The following is a 17,896-nucleotide window of genomic DNA, read 5'->3' as shown; positions in this document are numbered from 1 at the left end:
ATGATTTCTTATTGCATTGTTTAGTTTTCAAGGAACACTGCCTCTCTATCATCAACGGCTTGTAAAAGCTCTGTAAGCTTTTTGTAAGACCGCTGTGCGAGTCAGCTTTTATATAATATCTCAAATCGTTCAGCTTGTCAAGAACTTTTTTGAAATATTTTTGTTGTCTTCGCCTCACTGAATTGCGCGGAATTTTCAATATATTCTCTACAACTCTGTGTCAGCAGCGACAACGATGTATATATTACACGAAAAACAATCACCTGTCAACACTTTTATGAAAAATTTTATAAAAAATGTGCCAGCAGGATTACGATAACACCAGGAATACCGAAAACACCTGCAATCAGCGCCTTGAAGAAGGTGATTTCAATACCTGCACCAAAAAGATTTACCACCCAGAGCATGATAGCCCCCACCAAGCTGTTGGTGAACAGCTTCCAGATAATCTTAAACGGCAGGGACAGAACCTTTAAAATCACATAAAGCACAACCAGGCCTACAATAAAAGATACCATTACTTCCATACGACTACCTCCCATTTGAAATTCTATCAAGCCACAATACAGCAGCTTCACAAAACATTTTCAGCACCGCAACAATACAACAGCATAAGATGTAATTTACGAGCCATGCAGAACAAAAGCGGCAGGGCCTCCCCCCTGAAAACCTTTTTTGTGCCTCGGTACTTAATGATACGCGAGTCCAAAGGACAAAGCGTGAATTTAGTACCGCTAGGCACAATGGGATAACAAACCCCTATTGACATGAATTAGTTTCGAGGATAAATCCTTGTATGCTAGGCGGAGGAGGAAGGCATGGCGGTTCCATGCCGACCGACGACAACAACGCAGACAAGGATTTAGACCGAAAATAATCATGAATATAGGGGTTTGTTATCCCAAGAGCGAGAGCGTGTTTTCAAGGGGGGAGTGCCCTGCCGCGACGTAAACTGTAAACTGCAAACTGCACGCCACTCACATTTTAAAGCTCAATGCGGTTTTCCATGGCCCTGGACAAGGTCACCTCATCCGCATACTCCAAATCGCCGCCCACCGGCAGCCCGTGGGCAATCCGCGTCACCTTAATCCCCAGGGGCTTCAGGAGCCTGGCTATGTACATGGCAGTAGCCTCCCCCTCCACGTTGGGATTGGTGGCCATGATGACCTCTTTAACAACGCCGTCCTGCATACGGGCCAAAAGCTCCTTGATGCGGAGATTTTCCGGCCCCACGCCCTCTAAAGGCGACAGTGCCCCGTGCAGCACATGGTACACCCCATGAAAATCCCTCATGCGCTCCACGGCATCCACATCCTGGGGCTGCTCCACAACGCAGATAACGGACTTGTCCCGTCCATCCGCCCGGCAGATGCGGCAGGGATTTTCATCGCTCAGGTTAAAGCAGACACTGCAATAGCCGATTTTTTCCTTTGCATTGACAATAGCTGCCGCCAGCTCCCGTGCCTTTTCCGGCTCCATGTCCAGCACATGGTACGCCAGCCGTACCGCAGTCTTGCTGCCTATGCCCGGCAGCGCTTTGAAATGCTCAATCAGCTTTGCCAACGGTTCTATTCGCTTCATGGCTTAAAACATTCCCGGAGGCAGCCCCATGCTGCTGGTGAGCTTGCCCATCTCGCTTGCCATCTTCTCATCCACCTTCTTGGTAGCTTCGTTGAAGGCAGCTGCCAGCAAATCCTGCAGCATCTCTACATCCTCCGGGTCCACAGCAGCTGGATCAATCACAATCCCCTTCACCTGCTTCTCACCGTCCATGGTAATCTTTACCACGCCGCCCCCTGCAGTTGCTTCAATAGTCTGCTGCTTCAGCTGCTCCTGCATTTCCTGCATCTGCTTCTGCATCTTCTGCACCTTTTTCATCATGCCATTCATATTCATGTTGCCCATACCGCCAAACATCGACATCGCTCCCTTCACCTAGCGCAAAAAACATTTAATACAAAAATCAATCTCGTTTCATGCTAACAAATATACACAGCTTCGTCAAATTTTATTTTCCTAATCCTCCGGTGGCTCAATAAAATCACCGCCAAAAAAATCCACGGCATGCTGCAGCCTTTTCTGCTCAGGCTGGGGCAGGGCGGACATATCCACCCCCACACCGTCTCCCTCATCCATAGGCGGCGGTATATCCGGCAGCTCCGGCTCGGGCTCTGCCACCCTCTGCACCACCTCTGCCAGACGGCAGACCAGCCTGAGCTTCCTGCCGGAGATGCGCTGTGCCGCTTCCTCCAGCTTCTTGCGGTACACCCGTTCAAGCAATCCTTTCAGCATAACCGTAGGACAGCCCAGCACCAGCTGGCTGTCAGTAACCGACAGCACGGCACACTTCTCCGCACAGGAAATGGTCGGTGCCGCCCCCATGACGGAAAGCTCCCTCAGAAGCTGCTTCTGGAAATTGCTGTCATCCAGGGACTGAACCTCTGCCGCCACCTGCGCTGCCCCTTCAGAGGGCGCACTACCGGCAGACTGTGCCGGACGCTCATCAGCAATTGCCGCACCGGCACCTGCCACAGCCCTGCCAGACTGCAGCAGGGCAGAAAGCTGTGCCAGCTTCGCCTCCAGCTGTGCCAGCCGCCCTTCATCACCGCCCCCGGCAGCATGGCCGCCAGCCCCTTGACTGCCAGCAGCGATTCCGCCAGCTGGTTGCGCTGCGAGGGCAGCATCAGGCTGGCAGAGCTCCAGCAGGGCAGACTCCACCGTAATCCTGGGCTGCGGAGACCACTTGACCTCCGCCATCGCCCCGTGAATCCGCCGTATGGATTCCATAATCCTGGTCTGGGTAAAAGCTGCCGCACATTTAGCCAGCTCCTCCGGGCTGCCACTGCCGTAGTCCATGGCATCGCCGCCTCCTGCCGCCTTCAGCACCAGCATGCTCCGAAAATACATGGCCAGCTCCCCCAGCATCTGGGACAGTTCCTTGCCCCCCTGCAAAAGCTCCGCCACCTTCTGCAGCACCTCTGCCGCATTTTTCTGCCCGATAGCAGATACCAGCCCGGCTATCCAGTCCCTGCCAATCAGCCCCAGGAAGCCCTGGGCCTGCTCCACGGTCAGCCTGCCCTCCGCCAGTGCAGCGCACTGGTCTAGAAGCCCCAGGGCATCACGCATGCCGCCGTCCGCCTTCATGGCAATCAGCCGCAAGGCCTCGTCATCATACGCCAGCCCCATATTGTCTGCCACCAGCTGCAAACGCCCTTCGATATCCGCCACCGTAATCCGCTTGAAATCATACCGCTGGCAGCGGGACTGGATGGTAGCAGGCACCTTGTGAGCCTCCGTGGTGGCAAGAATAAACACCACATGGGCAGGAGGCTCCTCCAATGTCTTCAAAAGGGCATTAAAAGCCTCCATGGTAAGCATGTGTACCTCATCAATGATGTACACCTTGTACCTGCCGTCTGCCGGAGCAAATTTTACCGTTTCCCGCAGGTCACGGATTTCATCAATGCCTCTATTGGAAGCCGCATCTATCTCGAACACATCCATAGAGGTTCCCGAATTAATTTTCAGGCATGCTTCGCAATGATTGCAGGGATTGGGCGTCGGCCCCTTCTCACAGTTCAGTGCCTTGGCAAGGATTTTTGCCGTACTGGTCTTGCCGGTGCCCCGGGGACCGGCAAAAAGATAGGCATGCCCCACCTTGCCGGTATTGATGGCATTGGACAAGGTTCTGCTCACATGCTCCTGCCCCACCAATTCATCAAAACCGCCCGGCCGCCACTTCCTATAAAGTGCCATATAAGCCACAGCTGCCACCTCCGTACACAAATTCAGCACAATTATTATAACATAAATCCGGGCACAAAAAAAGCAGTCCCCTGACAGGAACCACCCAAAAGCCACGCCTGCTCTTTTCAACGTCGGACCACAGCCCCCAGGCACCCTCGCGGCACAGGCAGCGATTCACTTATCGCTGCTTCCTTCCGGACCTGACGAGGTTCATGAGACTGCCTTGCGCAAGACCCAGGCACTGCAGCCCGACCTTGAAAAGAAGCCTGCCACCGGATGACAGCAGACAAAACGGCATATACTACATATACTACATATACTACATATGCTACCTAAAAATGAATAAAAAAATGGCGGAGAGTGAGAGATTCGAACTCTCGGTACAGTATCACCGTACACACGCTTTCCAGGCGTGCTCCTTCAACCACTCGGACAACTCTCCACGTTTGAATAACAAGAATTTTATTCTGTTGTGTTGCTCATCAGCAACGATATAGATGATACCATCTTTCCGTCAGCATGTCAAGCAAAAAATAAATATTTTTTACAGGGCAGCACACAGGCACCGCACTGCCCTGCCAAAAATCACCAATGCAACGGCTTGCCGTCCTCAAACACAAAGCCGTCCATAGATAAATAAAGCACAAAACCGCCAAACTCCGTCTCAACCCGCAGCTGGAAGACACTGTCTCCACCAGGCTCCCCATTTTCAACGGTCTGCGGCATATCAAGATCCATATCCTGGCTCTTGCCTGACATGTTGACAATGTACAGGCCGTTCAGCACATTGCAGAACTCCTCAATACAGTCAATGGCCATCTCATCCACATCGGTCAGCGCCTCACCGCTGAAACGCTTCGCCATGGCCAGCATCACATCACCATTCATGCGGCAGCCTACAGTAAGCTGTAAAGCCCCACCCATGCTCTGATAGGTCAGATAGGTGGTATCCACGCCATCACTATTGTCCCCCTGAATAATCAGGGCATCCGTGTTCATAAAACGCTGCAGTGCTCCCAGGAACAGCTCCACATAATCCTTGATGTACCCGTAATCATTTTCATCTGCATTCCAGGACACCAGCATATCATGCACAGCCGTCTCCACAGGATGGCAATCCGGCGCAACACTCTCCTCAAACAGCTTTGCCAGCTCGGAAAGCCCCACAACCCCCTCATCCAGAAGCACCTGACCAAGGCAGGCACTGCGCTCCGGCACGGCCTTCTTCAGGTCATCAAGCTGCAGCGCCGTCAGGTAGTTCTTGCCCAGGGCAGCCCTGATAAAGCCGGCAGCTTCTGCCAGCTCCAGCGCCTGCTCCGAGTTTATCAGGCCTTTTTCCAGGGCAAGCACGGAAAGCTCCGGAGTAACATTGAGGGATTTTGCCAACATCTCACCTGCGTTCTCAGGCGTCAGAACGCCTTTATTCAGGAGATATTGTGAAAAATACCTATTTGCCATTATTCTCCTCAACCTTTCTGCGGATTCGCTCCACTGCCTGCTTAATCTGCTCGCTGGTATAAGGCTTCTGAATAAAATCCAGGGCTCCCAACTCCAGTGTCTCCTTCAGCTTCTGCGATGTACCTGCCGAGGAAAGCATAATAACAGGAAGGTCAGGATTGATTTCCTTTATTACCTGCAACGTCTCAATACCGCCTACTTCCGGCATAACGATATCGAGAATCACGCCGTCAGGCTGCTCCTTCAAGTCCTTCATAATGGCCTCTTTGCCATTCTCTGCCTCCAGCACCTCGCAGTCCAGCTGCTCCAGTTCCGCACGCAGCTTCTTGCGCAGCAGCTTGGAATCATCAGTTATCAGAATCTTTAATTTGTCAGCCAAATCTCGCACCTCCAAAAGAGCTATTATGTTTAAAATTATATCACACTTTTTCCTAAAAAGTCACCTGCTAACTAAGATTATTTACGATATTAACATTTTGACAAATCCATCTATTTCACATAGTACAGCCAATTGTGTTTTTGGCACCGCTATGTTAAACTAATAATAGACTTTTGTACTAAGCTGAAAGCAGGAGGACTGCCTATGATCAAGAAGCGAACCCTCACCTATCCCTGCTATACAGGGCAGGAAAAACGCAGAGTTTACATATATCTTCCCCGGGGCTACGACTCGCAGCCGTCCAGGCGCTATCCCGTGCTCTACATGTTTGACGGGCAGAATGTCTTTTTTGATGACAACGCCACCTACGGCAAGAGCTGGGGCGTGGGCAGGTATCTGAATTATACAAAGACGCCGCTGATTGTGGTGGCGCTGGAATGCAACACCCACCCTGATAACGGCAGGCTCTCGGAGTACTCGCCCTTTTACTACAATCCCGGCGGCGAATGGGGCGGCCCATATGAGGCCAGGGCAGAGGAAACCATGCAGTGGTACATCCACAACCTGAAGCCCTACATCGACAAGCGCTTCCGCACCCTGACAGACAGGGAGCACACCTTTATCGGGGGCAGCTCCATGGGCGGGCTGATGAGCCTCTACGGGGTGCTGTGCCACAACGAGGTTTTCTCCCGGGCAGCTTCCTTCTCCCCTACCATGGATGTGGATGCGGATGCCCTGGTGGCACTGATTGAGGCATCCTCCCCGGCGCCTGATACGGTGATTTACATGGACTACGGCATGAAGGAGTTTGAATATGAGCCCTGGTCTCCGGCGAATTTTACCCGGGTTGCCAATGCCCTGATGCAGAAGGGTGTTATCCTCAGCACCCGCCTGGTGCCAAACGGCGACCACAGCGAGGCAAGCTGGGAGAGGCAGCTGCCCTTTGCCATCCCTACCATCATGTATGGCATCTAAGCCCAATCATATACGGCATATAAATTTTATGAGGTGATATATAATGAAAAATGTGGTGTTTCTTTCCCCGAATTTCCCTGAGAACTACTGGAATTTCTGCCGCGAGCTGAAGAACAACGGCCTCCGGGTGCTGGGCATCGGCGACTGCCCCTATGACAACCTCCGGCAGGAGCTGAAGGACAGCCTGGACGAGTATTACAAGGTCAGCAGCCTGGAAAACTACGACGAGGTATACAAGGCGGTTGCCTTCTTCATCAGCAAGTACGGCCGCATCGACTGGCTGGAATCCAACAACGAATACTGGCTGGAGCGTGATGCCCATCTGCGCACCGACTTCAACATCAACAGCGGCTTCCATGATGAGGACATCCCGCGCATCAAGTACAAGTCCAAGATGAAGGAGTACTATGCCAAGGCAGGCATCCCTGCCGCCCGCTACCATCTGGTACAGGAGTGGGATGACACCAAGGCCTTTGTGGACATGGTGGGCTATCCTGTGGTAGTCAAGCCTGACAACGGCGTAGGCGCCAGCAACACCTTCAAGATAAACAACGACACGGAGCTGGGACGCTTTTTCCAGCTGCGCTACGAAAACCATGACACTACCCAGTACATCATGGAAGAATTCGTCCGTGCCGAGGTCAACAGCTATGATGCCATCATCAACTCCCAGGGGGAGCCTATCTTTGAGACCGGCAACGTCACCCCTATGAGCATTATGGATATCGTAAATCAGGGCGACAACAGCGTCTTCTACATCCTGAAGGACCTGCCGGAGGAAACCCGCCGGGCAGGCCGTGCCGCCATCAAGGCATTTGGCGTAAAGAGCCGCTTCGTGCATTTTGAGTTCTTCCGCCTGACGGACGACATGGAAGGCCTGGGCAAAAAGGGTGACATCATCGGCCTGGAGGTAAATATGCGCCCATGCGGCGGCTTTACTCCGGACATGATCAACTTTGCCCACAGCACCAACGTTTACAAAATCTGGGCTGACATGATCGCCTATGACAGCACCCTGAAATCCACCGGCCCGGACTACTACTGCATCTTCTCCGGCCGCCGCAACGGCAAGAACTTCAAGCTGTCCCACGATGAGCTGCTGGCCAAGTACGGCTCCGCCATCAAGATGCACTGCCCTATCCCGGATGCCCTGGCGGAGGCAATGGCAAACTACATGTACCTTGCCACCTTCTCCACCAAGGAGGAGCTGGACCAGTTCTTCAGCGACTCCGTAGCTGTATGGTAAGCTGAATCCCAGCCAATATCATCAAATAATGAAAACGCTATAAACATAAACAACAAAAATACTGTTCACTGACAGGAGCCTTTTCCCTGGGAAACATTGCCCCTGCCCATGTGAACAGTATTTTTATGTTTTATGTTTTATGTTTTATTTTACGTAGATTGGCACCCAGTAAGCCTCCGTACCGGCAATGGCCTCCGGGGAGAAGCGGCTATAGACAGCCGATGCCCTTTCCCCCAGCATGAAGCAGCTCAGGGTAAGATACCCATTCAGAAGCCCCTCATCCGTGCGCAGGCTCCAGGCAGGCTGCGCCACAAATTTCTGCACCAGCACCTTGTCACTGTCCCTCTGCACCACCTCGTCGGCATTGGGCACATATTTTTCGCTGACCAGCCTGCCAGCCTCATCCACCACCTGGATGCCGTTGCCCTCCCTGCCCCAGATAGGCTTCTTTATCCACTTCTCCGGCGGCAGGAAGCCAGCTGCCTGCTGCACGGCAAAATCCCGCTCAAAATACGAAGGCAGCATATAGGCGCGTATAGTTTGCAGCTCATCCCTGGTAAATATTTTGCCTGCCCGGTCACTGTGGGCAAGGCTCCAGACCAGTGCCTGAAAGCCCTTGCTCTGCATGATGATTGCCTCCGGCGGATTGAACAGGTGGAACCTGCCCTCCTGATACCCCTGCATAAACATGGCTCCCAGGGCATCTCCCTCCTCCGACGTTTCCTCAATCAGGAGCTCCATAGGGTGCAGCCTGTACAGCACAGCCGCTGTCCGCCCGTCAGGCAGCTGCACGCTGCCATCGGGATTTACCCCCAGCTCATAAAAGGAGGCAAAAACCACCATATTGTCAGGATACAGGGAGCCGATGGCATCCTTTAGTGCCTGCATCAAAAACAGGGTTGTGCCCCTGTCCTCCACATAATCCTCAAAGCAGGAAAAGACAAAGGGATGCTCCGTGCTGATTCTGCCCCGCTGTAAATCCACCTCGATGCTGTAGGTTCTGTCAAAGATGTACTTCAGCCAGTCCTTCAGCTCCTCATAGCTGTCCCGGTTGGGATTTTTGCGGCGGTAATAACGGCAGGCCATCCTGTTGCCATAAAACGCCTCAATCACGGCACAGGGGGTATCTGCATTGATTTCCACCATGTGCAGCCTGCGGCGGCTGTCAAAAACGAAATCAGAGCGGCTCAGCCAGGTAGGCAGCCCCAGCATGTTCTGCCGGTGCAGGAAGGAACGCATCCCGGCAGGAATTTCCATGTCCTCCATGAACTCGTCGCTGCACTTCTGAAAGACCTCCGTCACCTTGCAAAAAATCCGGAACAGCTTCTCGCTGGCCTCCCGCAGCTCATCAAGCTGCGCCTCCGCCAGCCCCACCATATCAATGGTGGGATAGCGGTTCTCAAAGCCCGGATACTCCACAAAGGGAAAAATCTCCCTGTCCAAAGTATCAATCCAGTCATTACGCTCTATCATGATGCAGCACTCCTTGCTCCGGCAGAACCGAAGCCCGTTTTGGCGCCGGATTTTACGCTGGTGTTATTATTCTGGGCATTAGTGCCATTTTTTACACCGTCATTATTTGGCTGCGCCTTGGCAGCGGAATTATTACCGCTAACAGCACGGGAAGCCGCCCTGCCGGCTGCACCATAGGGACGATACTTGTCATCCCTTTCCTCCCTGCTCAATGGCTGCATATTCCCCCTGGCCACATAGCGGCCGGTATTTTTATCATAATAGCCCGGCTGGCTTGGCTGCAGGCCATGAAAGAGGAAATACCCCATTGCCAGGCCGGAAAGCAGCCCTGCCGTACCTGAGACAAAATTCAAATTGTTATTTTCATCTCGCCTGAAGGTAACCTCCCTGCCATCATCGTATACCGCCGTTTCCGTTCCATCCTCGTTGCGGTGCAGGGTATAGGGATTGCCGGCATCATCTACCATCTGCTCATCCTCATACTCATAATCCAGGCTGGCCAGCTCATCTTCATCGGAGCAGCCTGCTGCCACGCAAGCAACAGAAGCCGCCGTAAAAGCCGCCAGTATCCTTGCCGTCTTACCTGATACATTAAACATCACAAAATACCTCGCTAATCTCAAAGCTCACTTTACTCGCTTCAAAGGCTTACGCTAATAAGCTGTTTACAATATATCCTTTTAACAATTCAAGGTCAATGTGATATTTTTCCCAGTTAAAACAGTGAAATCCCCTGACCGCTTCCGAAACACTCCGCAAAATCTGACCTGACTGCCATTACTATTCCTCCTCCATAACCTCAAGATAAAAGCTGACCGGACGAAAGCCGTCATTGCAGGACAGCATGGCAGACCGGGGATTTTTCATCCAGCCCTCATATATGTCCTGACCGCCGTGTGCCAAGGTCATCACGAAGGGGGAAATCGTCTCCCAGGCACTATCGCAGAACCCTTCCGGCTTGCGCCAGCCATCCGCAATAAACACCTGCCCCACCTGCATATCACAGGCATGATCTATGGGATTCTCATACCGCTCCATCAGGTCCTGATAACAGGCAATACGCATAACAGTGATTTTTATCTTTTTCATATTTCCTTACCTCTCCTCCCCAAAAATATATACTTATGATATAATACATTGTAAATACAACACAAGAGGAGGAGTAACTTATGCCTAATATCAAACCAGTTTCCGAACTACAGGATTACAGCTCTATCATTGAAGATATTTCTGTAAACTCCCCTGTTTTTTTAACTCAAAACGGACAAGGACGCTTTGTCCTGATGGATATTGATGAATATGAGCATACTAAAGCAACAATCAGTCTCCTTGCGGCATTAGCGGAAGGAGAACAATCCGCCTCTGCACAAGGCTGCATGTCACTAGAAGAAGTTGAAAGAAATCTCGGTTTATGATGAAAATCGATGTATCACCCCGTGCGTATCAGGATCTGACAGATATAAAACTGTATATCTCCAACAAATTAGCCAATCCTGATGCCGCAAAGAAAATTCTAACGGACATCATAGACGCCTTACACTCATTAACAGAAATGCCTAATCGGGGAACAAAATTGAAAAATGACCTTGTGACAAACAGCAACTACCGTTTTATCCCATGTCATAACTACCTGATATTTTACCGGGTAACCGACAAAAGCATTTTTGTCTCTCGTATATTATACAAAAGCAGAAATCTGTTGTCCTTCTTTAAATAAATAGTAACAGCAGTGCTATTCATCTTTTTCATATTACGATAAATTTCAGTTTGTCGTAGTGCTTGATTGTTACTTTTGCGATATATGTACGTTTTAATTATTAGTGCAGGGGAGCTGTCAGAAAAACATCAGCAAATACTCCAATGGTCGGAGAGGCAATGCCAATGCAGGCACGCTCGCGCTACTATCCACGCCTAGCGGATGCTAAGCTCTCGCTGCGCCTACGGCTTGCGACTCGCTAAGCACCGAGGCGCGTCTCAGTGCCTTGCATTGGCACCGCCTTCTCCGCCCATCGCATTATCTGCTGATAGTTACACTCCTGCGGCAGATCCCCACTTACTTATCAGTAATTCCTTATATTTTGCCATAGCAACATGATGATACTTTACGAGCAAGCCTGAAATAGGGGGGCTGGGAGGCTGACGCTACCTGATACTGCCAACTGCTATGCAAGGCAATCTGCTATTATGAGCAGAGTTGTTTGCACTGTACGTTTATGCAACGGTTGGCAATTGCAAGTTTCGTCAGCCTCCCGGCTCCCCCTTTTCAGGCTTGCTCGTAAAGTAAGAATTAGTTGCTACAGTTGCATACTAATTGAATGCAGTTGGATTATTATGTGCATATCTGTTCAGACACAAAGAGGGACAGGTACGGCATGTACCCAAAGAAAACCTTGAGTGCAGCCTCGCTTCTTAGCGAGTGCGAGCGTAAGCGATGCAGGAGCTTAGAAGCGCGAGGCTGTGCTAAGAGCGAGAGCGCGTTTTCTATGGGTACTGCCGCTACCTGTCCCTTTATAATGTCTGAACAGAGTCCACGAACTATCAAACTATTTCATTCAGTATATGCACGAAGTAACAAACCAGCACTACGACAAACTGAAATTTATAACTTGATTTCATCATATCTATCAATAACCACATCTGCCTGGCTGAAATCCTGCGTCCCGGAGTTAGGATTGCGCACGGCAATGCAGCGCATTCCCGCAGCCTTGGCGGCAGCAATACCGGCTGCAGCATCCTCCACCACGGTACAGTTTTCCGGGGCAACCCCCAAACGGCTGGCAGCCAGCAGATACACATCAGGTGCCGGCTTGGCATGCTCCACCTCGCTGCCGGCAGCAATCGCATCAAAATAATCAATAATGCCAAAGCGATTCAGCACCAGCTGCACATTTGCCATAATAGACGATGAGCCCAGCCCGATTTTATAGCCCTTTTCCTTCAGCCTCGCCAGAAGCTCCGGTATACCATCTATCGGCTTCAAATCAGGAGCCTCCCGCAGGATTTTCTGATACAGCTCATGCTTCTTTTTGGCAAGCACCTCCCAATCATCCCCCAGCTCAGGATATTTGGCAAGCACATCGCTAAAGAAGGACTTGGCGCTCCTGCCCACATAGCTCTGCAAATTCAAATCAGCCTCGCTGACCTCCACGCCGAAGGAGCGTATCGCCTGCACCTTGGTAACTGAATGAAGATTCTCGCTATCAATGATTACCCCGTCCATATCAAATATAAACGCCTTTTCCTCCATAAAATCAAACCTTTCACAAAATTTACTCATTTTATTAATTCCATCAAATTCAGCAATTTTACCAGATTCCATGCCCCGGAAGCTTTTTAATCCTGCGGCTTGATAGTGCCATTCTCATAGGCCAGCAGCAGGCTGTACAGATCCGTGATCTTTTCCTGGATGCGCTTGCCCTCGTCCGTATCCCCTACTGTAGTCACCTTGGACTGCAGCTCAATAGTACGGGACACCGACTCAATATCCTTGTTGTTCCTGAGAGCCTCCCGGACATCAGCCACATTCTGATGCTCCAGCAGGCGGAAGCCTCTGGAATTAAAAATCAGGGTATAGCCGGAGATGCCCGTCTTCTTGTGGTAAGCCCGGCAGAAGCCTCCATCAATGCACAGTGCCTTGCCATCTGCCTTGATAGGAGTTTCCCCCTTGGCCACCTTCACCGGCACATGGCCGTTGATGATATGGCCTTCCTTCGGGTTTAGGCCGAATTCCTCCAAGATCTCCTCACAGATTTCCTCCCTGTCCACCAGCTCATAATAAGGATCCGAAGGCTCCTTCCATGTGCTCTCATCCTCCAGGAACATCCGCTCAAAGGTGGTGAACTCCCTGCCGGAAATCGGGGACAGCAGACCGTTCCACAAAAACCACATGAAATCCAGTGCCCGCTGGTCCTCCCCAGACTGGGCCCGCCGCGCCATCTGGTCGCAGTAATCCATGTACTCCTTGCCCTTGTAGGCCCTGCCGTCAAAGGTGACCTCCTTGAGGGTGCCATCCCAGTTCAGCGGCACGCAGCCATGGAACAGCAGGTTCTGATTGCAGCAGGTATACACACTGCCCTTCTTGTAGATAAAATCCACATGGCGCCTGAGCCGCTCGCTCTCAATGAAATAGGATTTCAGATCGCCGATAATCTGCTTTTCCTCCTCCGTCAGCTCATAGGGATTCTTCGGGTCCACCGTCGGGAAATAGGCACTGGACAGCTCATAGCGCTTGCCATTGATGCGGTAGCAGCTGGCATTGTAGTCCACATTCTGCAGCTGCAGGCGGCTTTCCATGCGAAAATCCGGATTGCGGAGAATCAGCTGCCCCTCCAGCTTGAACATTATCATGGAAATCGCCTTTTCCGATGCCTTGAGGGCATTTTCATCAGGATAGATGCGCTGGGCATACATGGTCAGTGGGCGCAGGCTGATGGCATAGCCCTTTTCCAGCACCTCCGTATTCTTGTAGCGCAGGCTGTTCCTGACTACTCCGGCAATGCACACCTCACTGCCACAGGCAGCTCCCATCCACAGGATATCGTGATTGCCCCACTGAATATCCAGCGAATGATACTCCAGCAGCATATCGAGAATAGTGTCAGGGCGATTGCCCCTGTCAAAGAAATCCCCCACAATGTGCATGTGCCCCACTGCCAGGCATTTGATGAGCTGGGTCAATGCCACAATAAAATCCTCGGAGCCTCCCACCTGCACAATCATATTCAGCAGCCGCTTGCTGTACAAAAACTGCGCCCTGTCCGCCTCGGGATGGGTGTTGAACAGCTCCGTAATCACGCTGCGGTAATTCTTCGGCACAAAGCTCTTGACCTTGGCCAGCGGATATTTGTAGGTCATCAGCTTGCTGACCTCCAGCAGCCGGGACAGGTTTTCCCGATACCACTCAGGGGTATTTTTCCTCTCTGCCTGCATCTGCTGCATTTTTTCCACAGGATAATAAATCAGAGTGCAGAACTCCGCCTTTTCCTCCGTAGTCAGCCGCGCCCCGAAAACATAATCCACCTTCTCCTTGATAACCCCGGAGCAGTTGTTCAATATATGATAAAAAAGCTCGTATTCACCGTGCAGGTCACTGACAAAATGCTCTACCTCTTTCGGCAGGCACAGGCTGGCCTGCAAATTAATCAAATCAGCATACACCGCTTCCTTAGTTGGATACTTTTCCGCCAGCAGATGCAGATACTTCTGCTTTTGCTTGTGCATCGCACTCTGTGAAGCTGTCATAAAATTCACCTTCCCTCCAAAAGCTAAAACTCACCCATATTTATATATTCGTCATACAAATCTTTTTTCCTGCTAAAACCTGCCAATTTTCTGCAAAAATAAATGCAGTTGCCAAAGTTAACTTCTACCCGGCAGCTGCACTTTTGTAGCACTAAAATACTGCCCGCCAAAAAGCGGGCAGCAGAAAAGGCAATATGAAAATACAAACTATCTCCAAGCTTATCCCAGCAGATTCAGGAACCAGCTGGAATTCTGATAGGACTGGGCCAGCATCGCCTGAGATGCCTGCATGAGGATATTGTCGCTGGTGAACTGGGTAAGCTCTTTGGCAATATCCGCACCTATAAGGGTAGTCTGAGCCGCAGTGAGATTCTCCCCCTGTGTCACCAGATTGCTGTGGGTATACTCCAAACGGCTGCTGAGGGCGCCTACATTGGTGGACTGCTCCAAAACCTTGTTGATGGCGTTGTCAATGACACTAATGGCGGCACTTGCATCCTGCACGGTGCCCACGCTGAGATAGGAGCCGTCACTGCCGATAAGCCCCAGGGCACGGGCGGAAATATTCCCCAGCCCTGCCTGAATGGACTGATTGGCATCTGCCCCCACCTGCAAGGTCAAGGAGTTATCAGCTCTGTTCTCAGCTGCCCCGATGGACTCGGTAAAATCACTGAGTACATTGTTGACAGCCTTCTTTTCGTTGCCGCTGGCATCAGTTACGGAAATGGTAAAGCCGGAAATCTCCCCTGCCTTGCCTGCCTCCGCAGCCTTGACAGTAATAGCATTCTTGCCATCCACGGTCTCCTGCAGATTGCCGGAGGAATTGGTACCGATTTCCTTGGTGGTGCCCAGGGTGGTGTCAAAAACATTGCCGCCCCCTGCGTTGTTGGCATTCTTGAAAATGTCCTCCAAGGTGGTATCACCGGCAGTATAGCTGGTGTGGTAAGTCTTGCCATCCTTCACATAGGATACATTAATGGTATCCGTAGAGGCAATGCCCAGATTGTCCCCGGCACGGCGGGTAAGGTCGGTCAGCTTGGTGCTGCCTGTTACCTCGGTGCCCAGGCTGGTATTGGTATAGGCCTGAGTAGTCAGCTGAGTAGCATAGTTATTGCTGCCATTCATCAGTGCCATGCCGTTGTACTCCACCAGGGAGTTGTCCGTAATCTGGTCGATGTACTGGTTCAGCTCCTTCTGGATGTTGGCGCGGTCGCTGTCCCTAGCAGTGGAGTTTGCCGCTGCCAGCGCCTTTTCCTTCATGGTGGTGAGGATATCCAGCGTGTTGCTCATGGCGCCATCTGCCACCTTCAGCATACTGGAGCTGGTCTGGGTGTTGGCATCTGCCTGCTCCAGGCTGCCAATGCGCACCCCCATGGATTTGCCGATAGAATAAGTAGACGCATCATCTGCTGCGCTGTTTACCTTGTTGCCTGTTGCGATAGCAGTAGCATGCTTCATGGCAGAAGAATATCTCATATTCAGCTGGTTGAGAAGCGAAAGCTGCTGTGCATAGCTGCCGATTGTTGCCATAGTAATTCCTCCTTGAGCATATCATAGTTTCGACATCCTTGTCGCGATAATCCTAGTCTTTGTACTTATTATATCGTCATGTATAGCTTAAATCTTAAATTTCCCAGGCCTTTCTGCATTTTTTCTGCATTTTTTCTGCGTTTTTCTGTATTGTACCTGCCAGCCTTGGACATTTCCTCCTCCGGCTCTCCTATTTCATTGTAAAAAATAGCAAAAATGTAGTATAATGCTTGTGGTTTATTTACACTAATAAAATTCTGAGGTGGATTAACATACAATGGCAAACTTTGATTGGCAGGCGCAACTGGAAAAACGGCGCAGACGAACAAAATATGAAAGGATTGGCACACTGATACTGCTGGTTTTTATCCTGGGCTTTTCCCTGTGGCGGATTTTTTATGCCAACACGCCGGAATACGCCCTGGAAAAGCTGGGCAAAGCTATCGAGTCCCAGGATGCAGCGGAAATGCAGCGCTACTGCGATATAAGCTCCGTGACATCACACGCCTATGATGACCTGACCAGGGATATGTTTGCCCAGGATGCCAGCCTGCCTGACCAGACCAAGGTCATGTTCGAGCAGTTTTATATCAAAATCAAGCCCCAGGTCACCGAGGGAACCTGCCAGCTGATTACGGCCTATGTACAGAATGGCAGCTGGCTGCAGCCAGGAGGAGACAACCTGCTGAAAGGACGTCAGCTGGGCATCGACTACGAATACCTTGTGGAACGTTCCCAGCTGCGCAACACAAAATTCGTCAAAATCGAAAGCGTCAGCCACACCAAGGATACCGCCATGGCAAAGGTGCAGGTGAGGGACGAGTACACCGGCACCCTGTTCATCCTGAACCTGCTGCTGAATCAGAAGGAGGACAACTGGCAGGTTACCAAGATACTGAACTACCGTGATTTCCTTGATTTTATCGGCCCTATCCAGACCTCCGGGCTGATGGCGTATACCAGGGCAACCCAGAATATCATAGACAAATACAATGACATTCTGGATACCCAGCAGACCAACTTCAAGAAAATGACCGCTACGGAGGATGGCAGGCTGACCAGCACCCAGCGCAGCAAGCTGGCAGGCTACATCAAATCCGATATCATTCCTGCCCTGGAAAAACGCCAGCAGGAGCTGGATGAAATACCTGTCAACGACGGCGCCCAATACCTGAAGGAAATGCGCAGCCAGGAGGCACGGCTTTCCATTGAAAGCTGGCAGCACTTCCTCACCGGCATCGAAAACGACAGCACCAGCGAGCTGAACCTTGCCAAGGCACTCCATGCCGAAGCACTGGACATCCAGCACCGCATTGAGGATTTGCTGAAAAACAGTGCCGTCAGCAGGATTTCCAAAACCATCCCCTAAAAATTGGGAAATTTCAGTTTGTCGTAGTGGTTATTCGTTACTTCGTGCATATACTGATGATGTAGTTTGATATTTCGTGGATTCTGTTCAGACATTATAAAGGGACAGGTAGCGGCAGTACCCATAGAAAACTCGCTCTCGCTCTTAGCACAGCCTCGCGCTTCTAAGCTCCTGCATCGCTTACGCTCGCACTCGCTAAGAAGCGAGGCTGCACTCAAGGTTTTCTTTGGGTACATGCCGCACCTGTCCTTCTTTTTGTCTGAACAGATATGCGCATAATAATCCAACTGCATTCAATTTAGTATGCAACTGTAGCAACTAATTCTGACTTTACGAGCAAGCCTGAAAAAGGGGAGCCAGGAGGCTGACGAGACCTGTTGCTGCCAACCGCTGTATAATGTATAGTGCCACTAAACAATTATATTGACTTGCAATGCAATCCGCATAAGCTTAATTGTCAACAGCCGTATAAAAAATA

The 17,896-nt window shown here is 51.0% G+C and carries 17 protein-coding genes, 1 tRNA gene and 1 other RNA gene; 5 read left to right on the top strand and 14 right to left on the bottom strand.

Annotated elements, in window-relative coordinates; translation table 11 throughout:
• Positions 1-287: 287 nt before the first annotated feature.
• The 8 genes from FYJ84_RS06795 to FYJ84_RS06760 form a co-directional block, all read right to left on the bottom strand.
• Positions 288-527 (bottom strand): pro-sigmaK processing inhibitor BofA family protein, encoded by a 240-nt coding sequence (locus FYJ84_RS06795; protein WP_154406833.1) that lies wholly within the window; start codon positions 525-527, stop codon positions 288-290.
• Between the two features lie 457 nt (positions 528-984).
• Positions 985-1,581 carry a recombination mediator RecR gene (gene recR, locus FYJ84_RS06790; protein ID WP_154406832.1) on the bottom strand — a complete coding sequence of 199 codons (597 nt, stop codon included), beginning with the start codon at positions 1,579-1,581 and terminating at the stop codon, positions 985-987.
• Positions 1,582-1,584: 3 nt separating this feature from the next.
• The gene (locus FYJ84_RS06785) at positions 1,585-1,917 is read right to left on the bottom strand and encodes a YbaB/EbfC family nucleoid-associated protein (RefSeq protein WP_154406844.1); all 333 of its coding nucleotides are present in this window, start codon (positions 1,915-1,917) and stop codon (positions 1,585-1,587) included.
• 99 nt (positions 1,918-2,016) lie between these two features.
• A complete protein-coding gene (gene dnaX, locus FYJ84_RS06780) occupies positions 2,017-3,876 on the bottom strand; it encodes a DNA polymerase III subunit gamma/tau (RefSeq protein ID WP_235901381.1) in 1,860 nt (619 codons plus the stop codon).
• An 11-nt stretch (positions 3,877-3,887) separates the two neighbouring features.
• Positions 3,888-3,987, bottom strand: an RNA gene (gene ffs / locus FYJ84_RS06775) — signal recognition particle sRNA small type.
• A gap of 111 nt (positions 3,988-4,098) precedes the next feature.
• Positions 4,099-4,189 (bottom strand) — tRNA-Ser (locus tag FYJ84_RS06770).
• A gap of 143 nt (positions 4,190-4,332) precedes the next feature.
• A complete protein-coding gene (locus FYJ84_RS06765) occupies positions 4,333-5,205 on the bottom strand; it encodes a chemotaxis protein CheX (RefSeq protein WP_154406831.1) in 873 nt (290 codons plus the stop codon).
• Positions 5,195-5,584 (bottom strand): response regulator, encoded by a 390-nt coding sequence (locus FYJ84_RS06760; protein WP_154406830.1) that lies wholly within the window; start codon positions 5,582-5,584, stop codon positions 5,195-5,197. Before FYJ84_RS06760 ends, FYJ84_RS06765 begins: the two co-directional genes overlap by 11 nt.
• Before the next feature lie 204 nt (positions 5,585-5,788).
• Between FYJ84_RS06760 and FYJ84_RS06755 the strand changes: the two genes are divergently transcribed.
• A complete protein-coding gene (locus tag FYJ84_RS06755; protein WP_154406829.1) occupies positions 5,789-6,559 on the top strand; it encodes an alpha/beta hydrolase in 771 nt (256 codons plus the stop codon).
• Between the two features lie 43 nt (positions 6,560-6,602).
• Positions 6,603-7,805 carry an ATP-grasp domain-containing protein gene (locus tag FYJ84_RS06750; RefSeq protein WP_154406828.1) on the top strand — a complete coding sequence of 401 codons (1,203 nt, stop codon included), beginning with the start codon at positions 6,603-6,605 and terminating at the stop codon, positions 7,803-7,805.
• A gap of 144 nt (positions 7,806-7,949) precedes the next feature.
• Here the strand turns inward: FYJ84_RS06750 and FYJ84_RS06745 are convergent, their stop codons facing one another.
• The 3 genes from FYJ84_RS06745 to FYJ84_RS06735 all read right to left on the bottom strand — a co-directional run bounded on the left by FYJ84_RS06745 (position 7,950) and on the right by FYJ84_RS06735 (position 10,367).
• Positions 7,950-9,278, bottom strand: a complete 1,329-nt coding sequence (locus FYJ84_RS06745; RefSeq protein WP_154406827.1) for a glutathionylspermidine synthase family protein — start codon at positions 9,276-9,278, stop codon at positions 7,950-7,952.
• Positions 9,275-9,877, bottom strand: coding sequence for a hypothetical protein (locus FYJ84_RS06740; protein ID WP_154406826.1), 603 nt, complete (start codon positions 9,875-9,877; stop codon positions 9,275-9,277). The genes FYJ84_RS06745 and FYJ84_RS06740 overlap by 4 nt, the downstream gene beginning before the upstream one ends.
• A 181-nt stretch (positions 9,878-10,058) precedes the next feature.
• Complete coding sequence (locus FYJ84_RS06735) at positions 10,059-10,367, bottom strand: TIGR04076 family protein (protein ID WP_154406825.1); 309 nt, start codon at positions 10,365-10,367, stop codon at positions 10,059-10,061.
• An 80-nt stretch (positions 10,368-10,447) separates the two neighbouring features.
• Between FYJ84_RS06735 and FYJ84_RS06730 the strand changes: the two genes are divergently transcribed.
• Together FYJ84_RS06730 and FYJ84_RS15040 are read left to right on the top strand one after the other, a co-directional pair.
• Positions 10,448-10,693, top strand: coding sequence for a type II toxin-antitoxin system Phd/YefM family antitoxin (locus FYJ84_RS06730; RefSeq protein WP_154406824.1), 246 nt, complete (start codon positions 10,448-10,450; stop codon positions 10,691-10,693).
• A complete protein-coding gene (locus FYJ84_RS15040) occupies positions 10,690-10,995 on the top strand; it encodes a type II toxin-antitoxin system RelE/ParE family toxin (protein ID WP_154406823.1) in 306 nt (101 codons plus the stop codon). The genes FYJ84_RS06730 and FYJ84_RS15040 overlap by 4 nt, the downstream gene beginning before the upstream one ends.
• An 882-nt stretch (positions 10,996-11,877) precedes the next feature.
• Here FYJ84_RS15040 and FYJ84_RS06720 read toward each other — a convergent pair.
• The 3 genes from FYJ84_RS06720 to FYJ84_RS06710 all read right to left on the bottom strand — a co-directional run bounded on the left by FYJ84_RS06720 (position 11,878) and on the right by FYJ84_RS06710 (position 16,049).
• On the bottom strand, positions 11,878-12,555 hold the full coding sequence (locus FYJ84_RS06720; protein ID WP_235901380.1) for an HAD family hydrolase: 678 nt from the start codon (positions 12,553-12,555) through the stop codon (positions 11,878-11,880).
• A 56-nt stretch (positions 12,556-12,611) separates the two neighbouring features.
• Complete coding sequence (locus FYJ84_RS06715) at positions 12,612-14,519, bottom strand: fructose-1,6-bisphosphatase (RefSeq protein WP_154406822.1); 1,908 nt, start codon at positions 14,517-14,519, stop codon at positions 12,612-12,614.
• Positions 14,520-14,738: 219 nt separating this feature from the next.
• Positions 14,739-16,049, bottom strand: a complete 1,311-nt coding sequence (locus FYJ84_RS06710; protein WP_154406821.1) for a flagellin N-terminal helical domain-containing protein — start codon at positions 16,047-16,049, stop codon at positions 14,739-14,741.
• Positions 16,050-16,326: 277 nt separating this feature from the next.
• On the opposite strand from FYJ84_RS06710, the gene FYJ84_RS06705 reads away from it, so the two are divergent.
• On the top strand, positions 16,327-17,418 hold the full coding sequence (locus FYJ84_RS06705; protein ID WP_154406820.1) for a DUF2939 domain-containing protein: 1,092 nt from the start codon (positions 16,327-16,329) through the stop codon (positions 17,416-17,418).
• Positions 17,419-17,896 lie beyond the last annotated feature (478 nt).

Source organism: Anaerovibrio slackiae (genome assembly GCF_009695585.1).
In the GTDB taxonomy this organism is placed as follows: domain Bacteria; phylum Bacillota; class Negativicutes; order Selenomonadales; family Selenomonadaceae; genus Anaerovibrio; species Anaerovibrio slackiae.
Note: the sequence above shows the minus strand (reverse complement) of the source record. Positions and strands in the feature narration are given on the sequence as shown.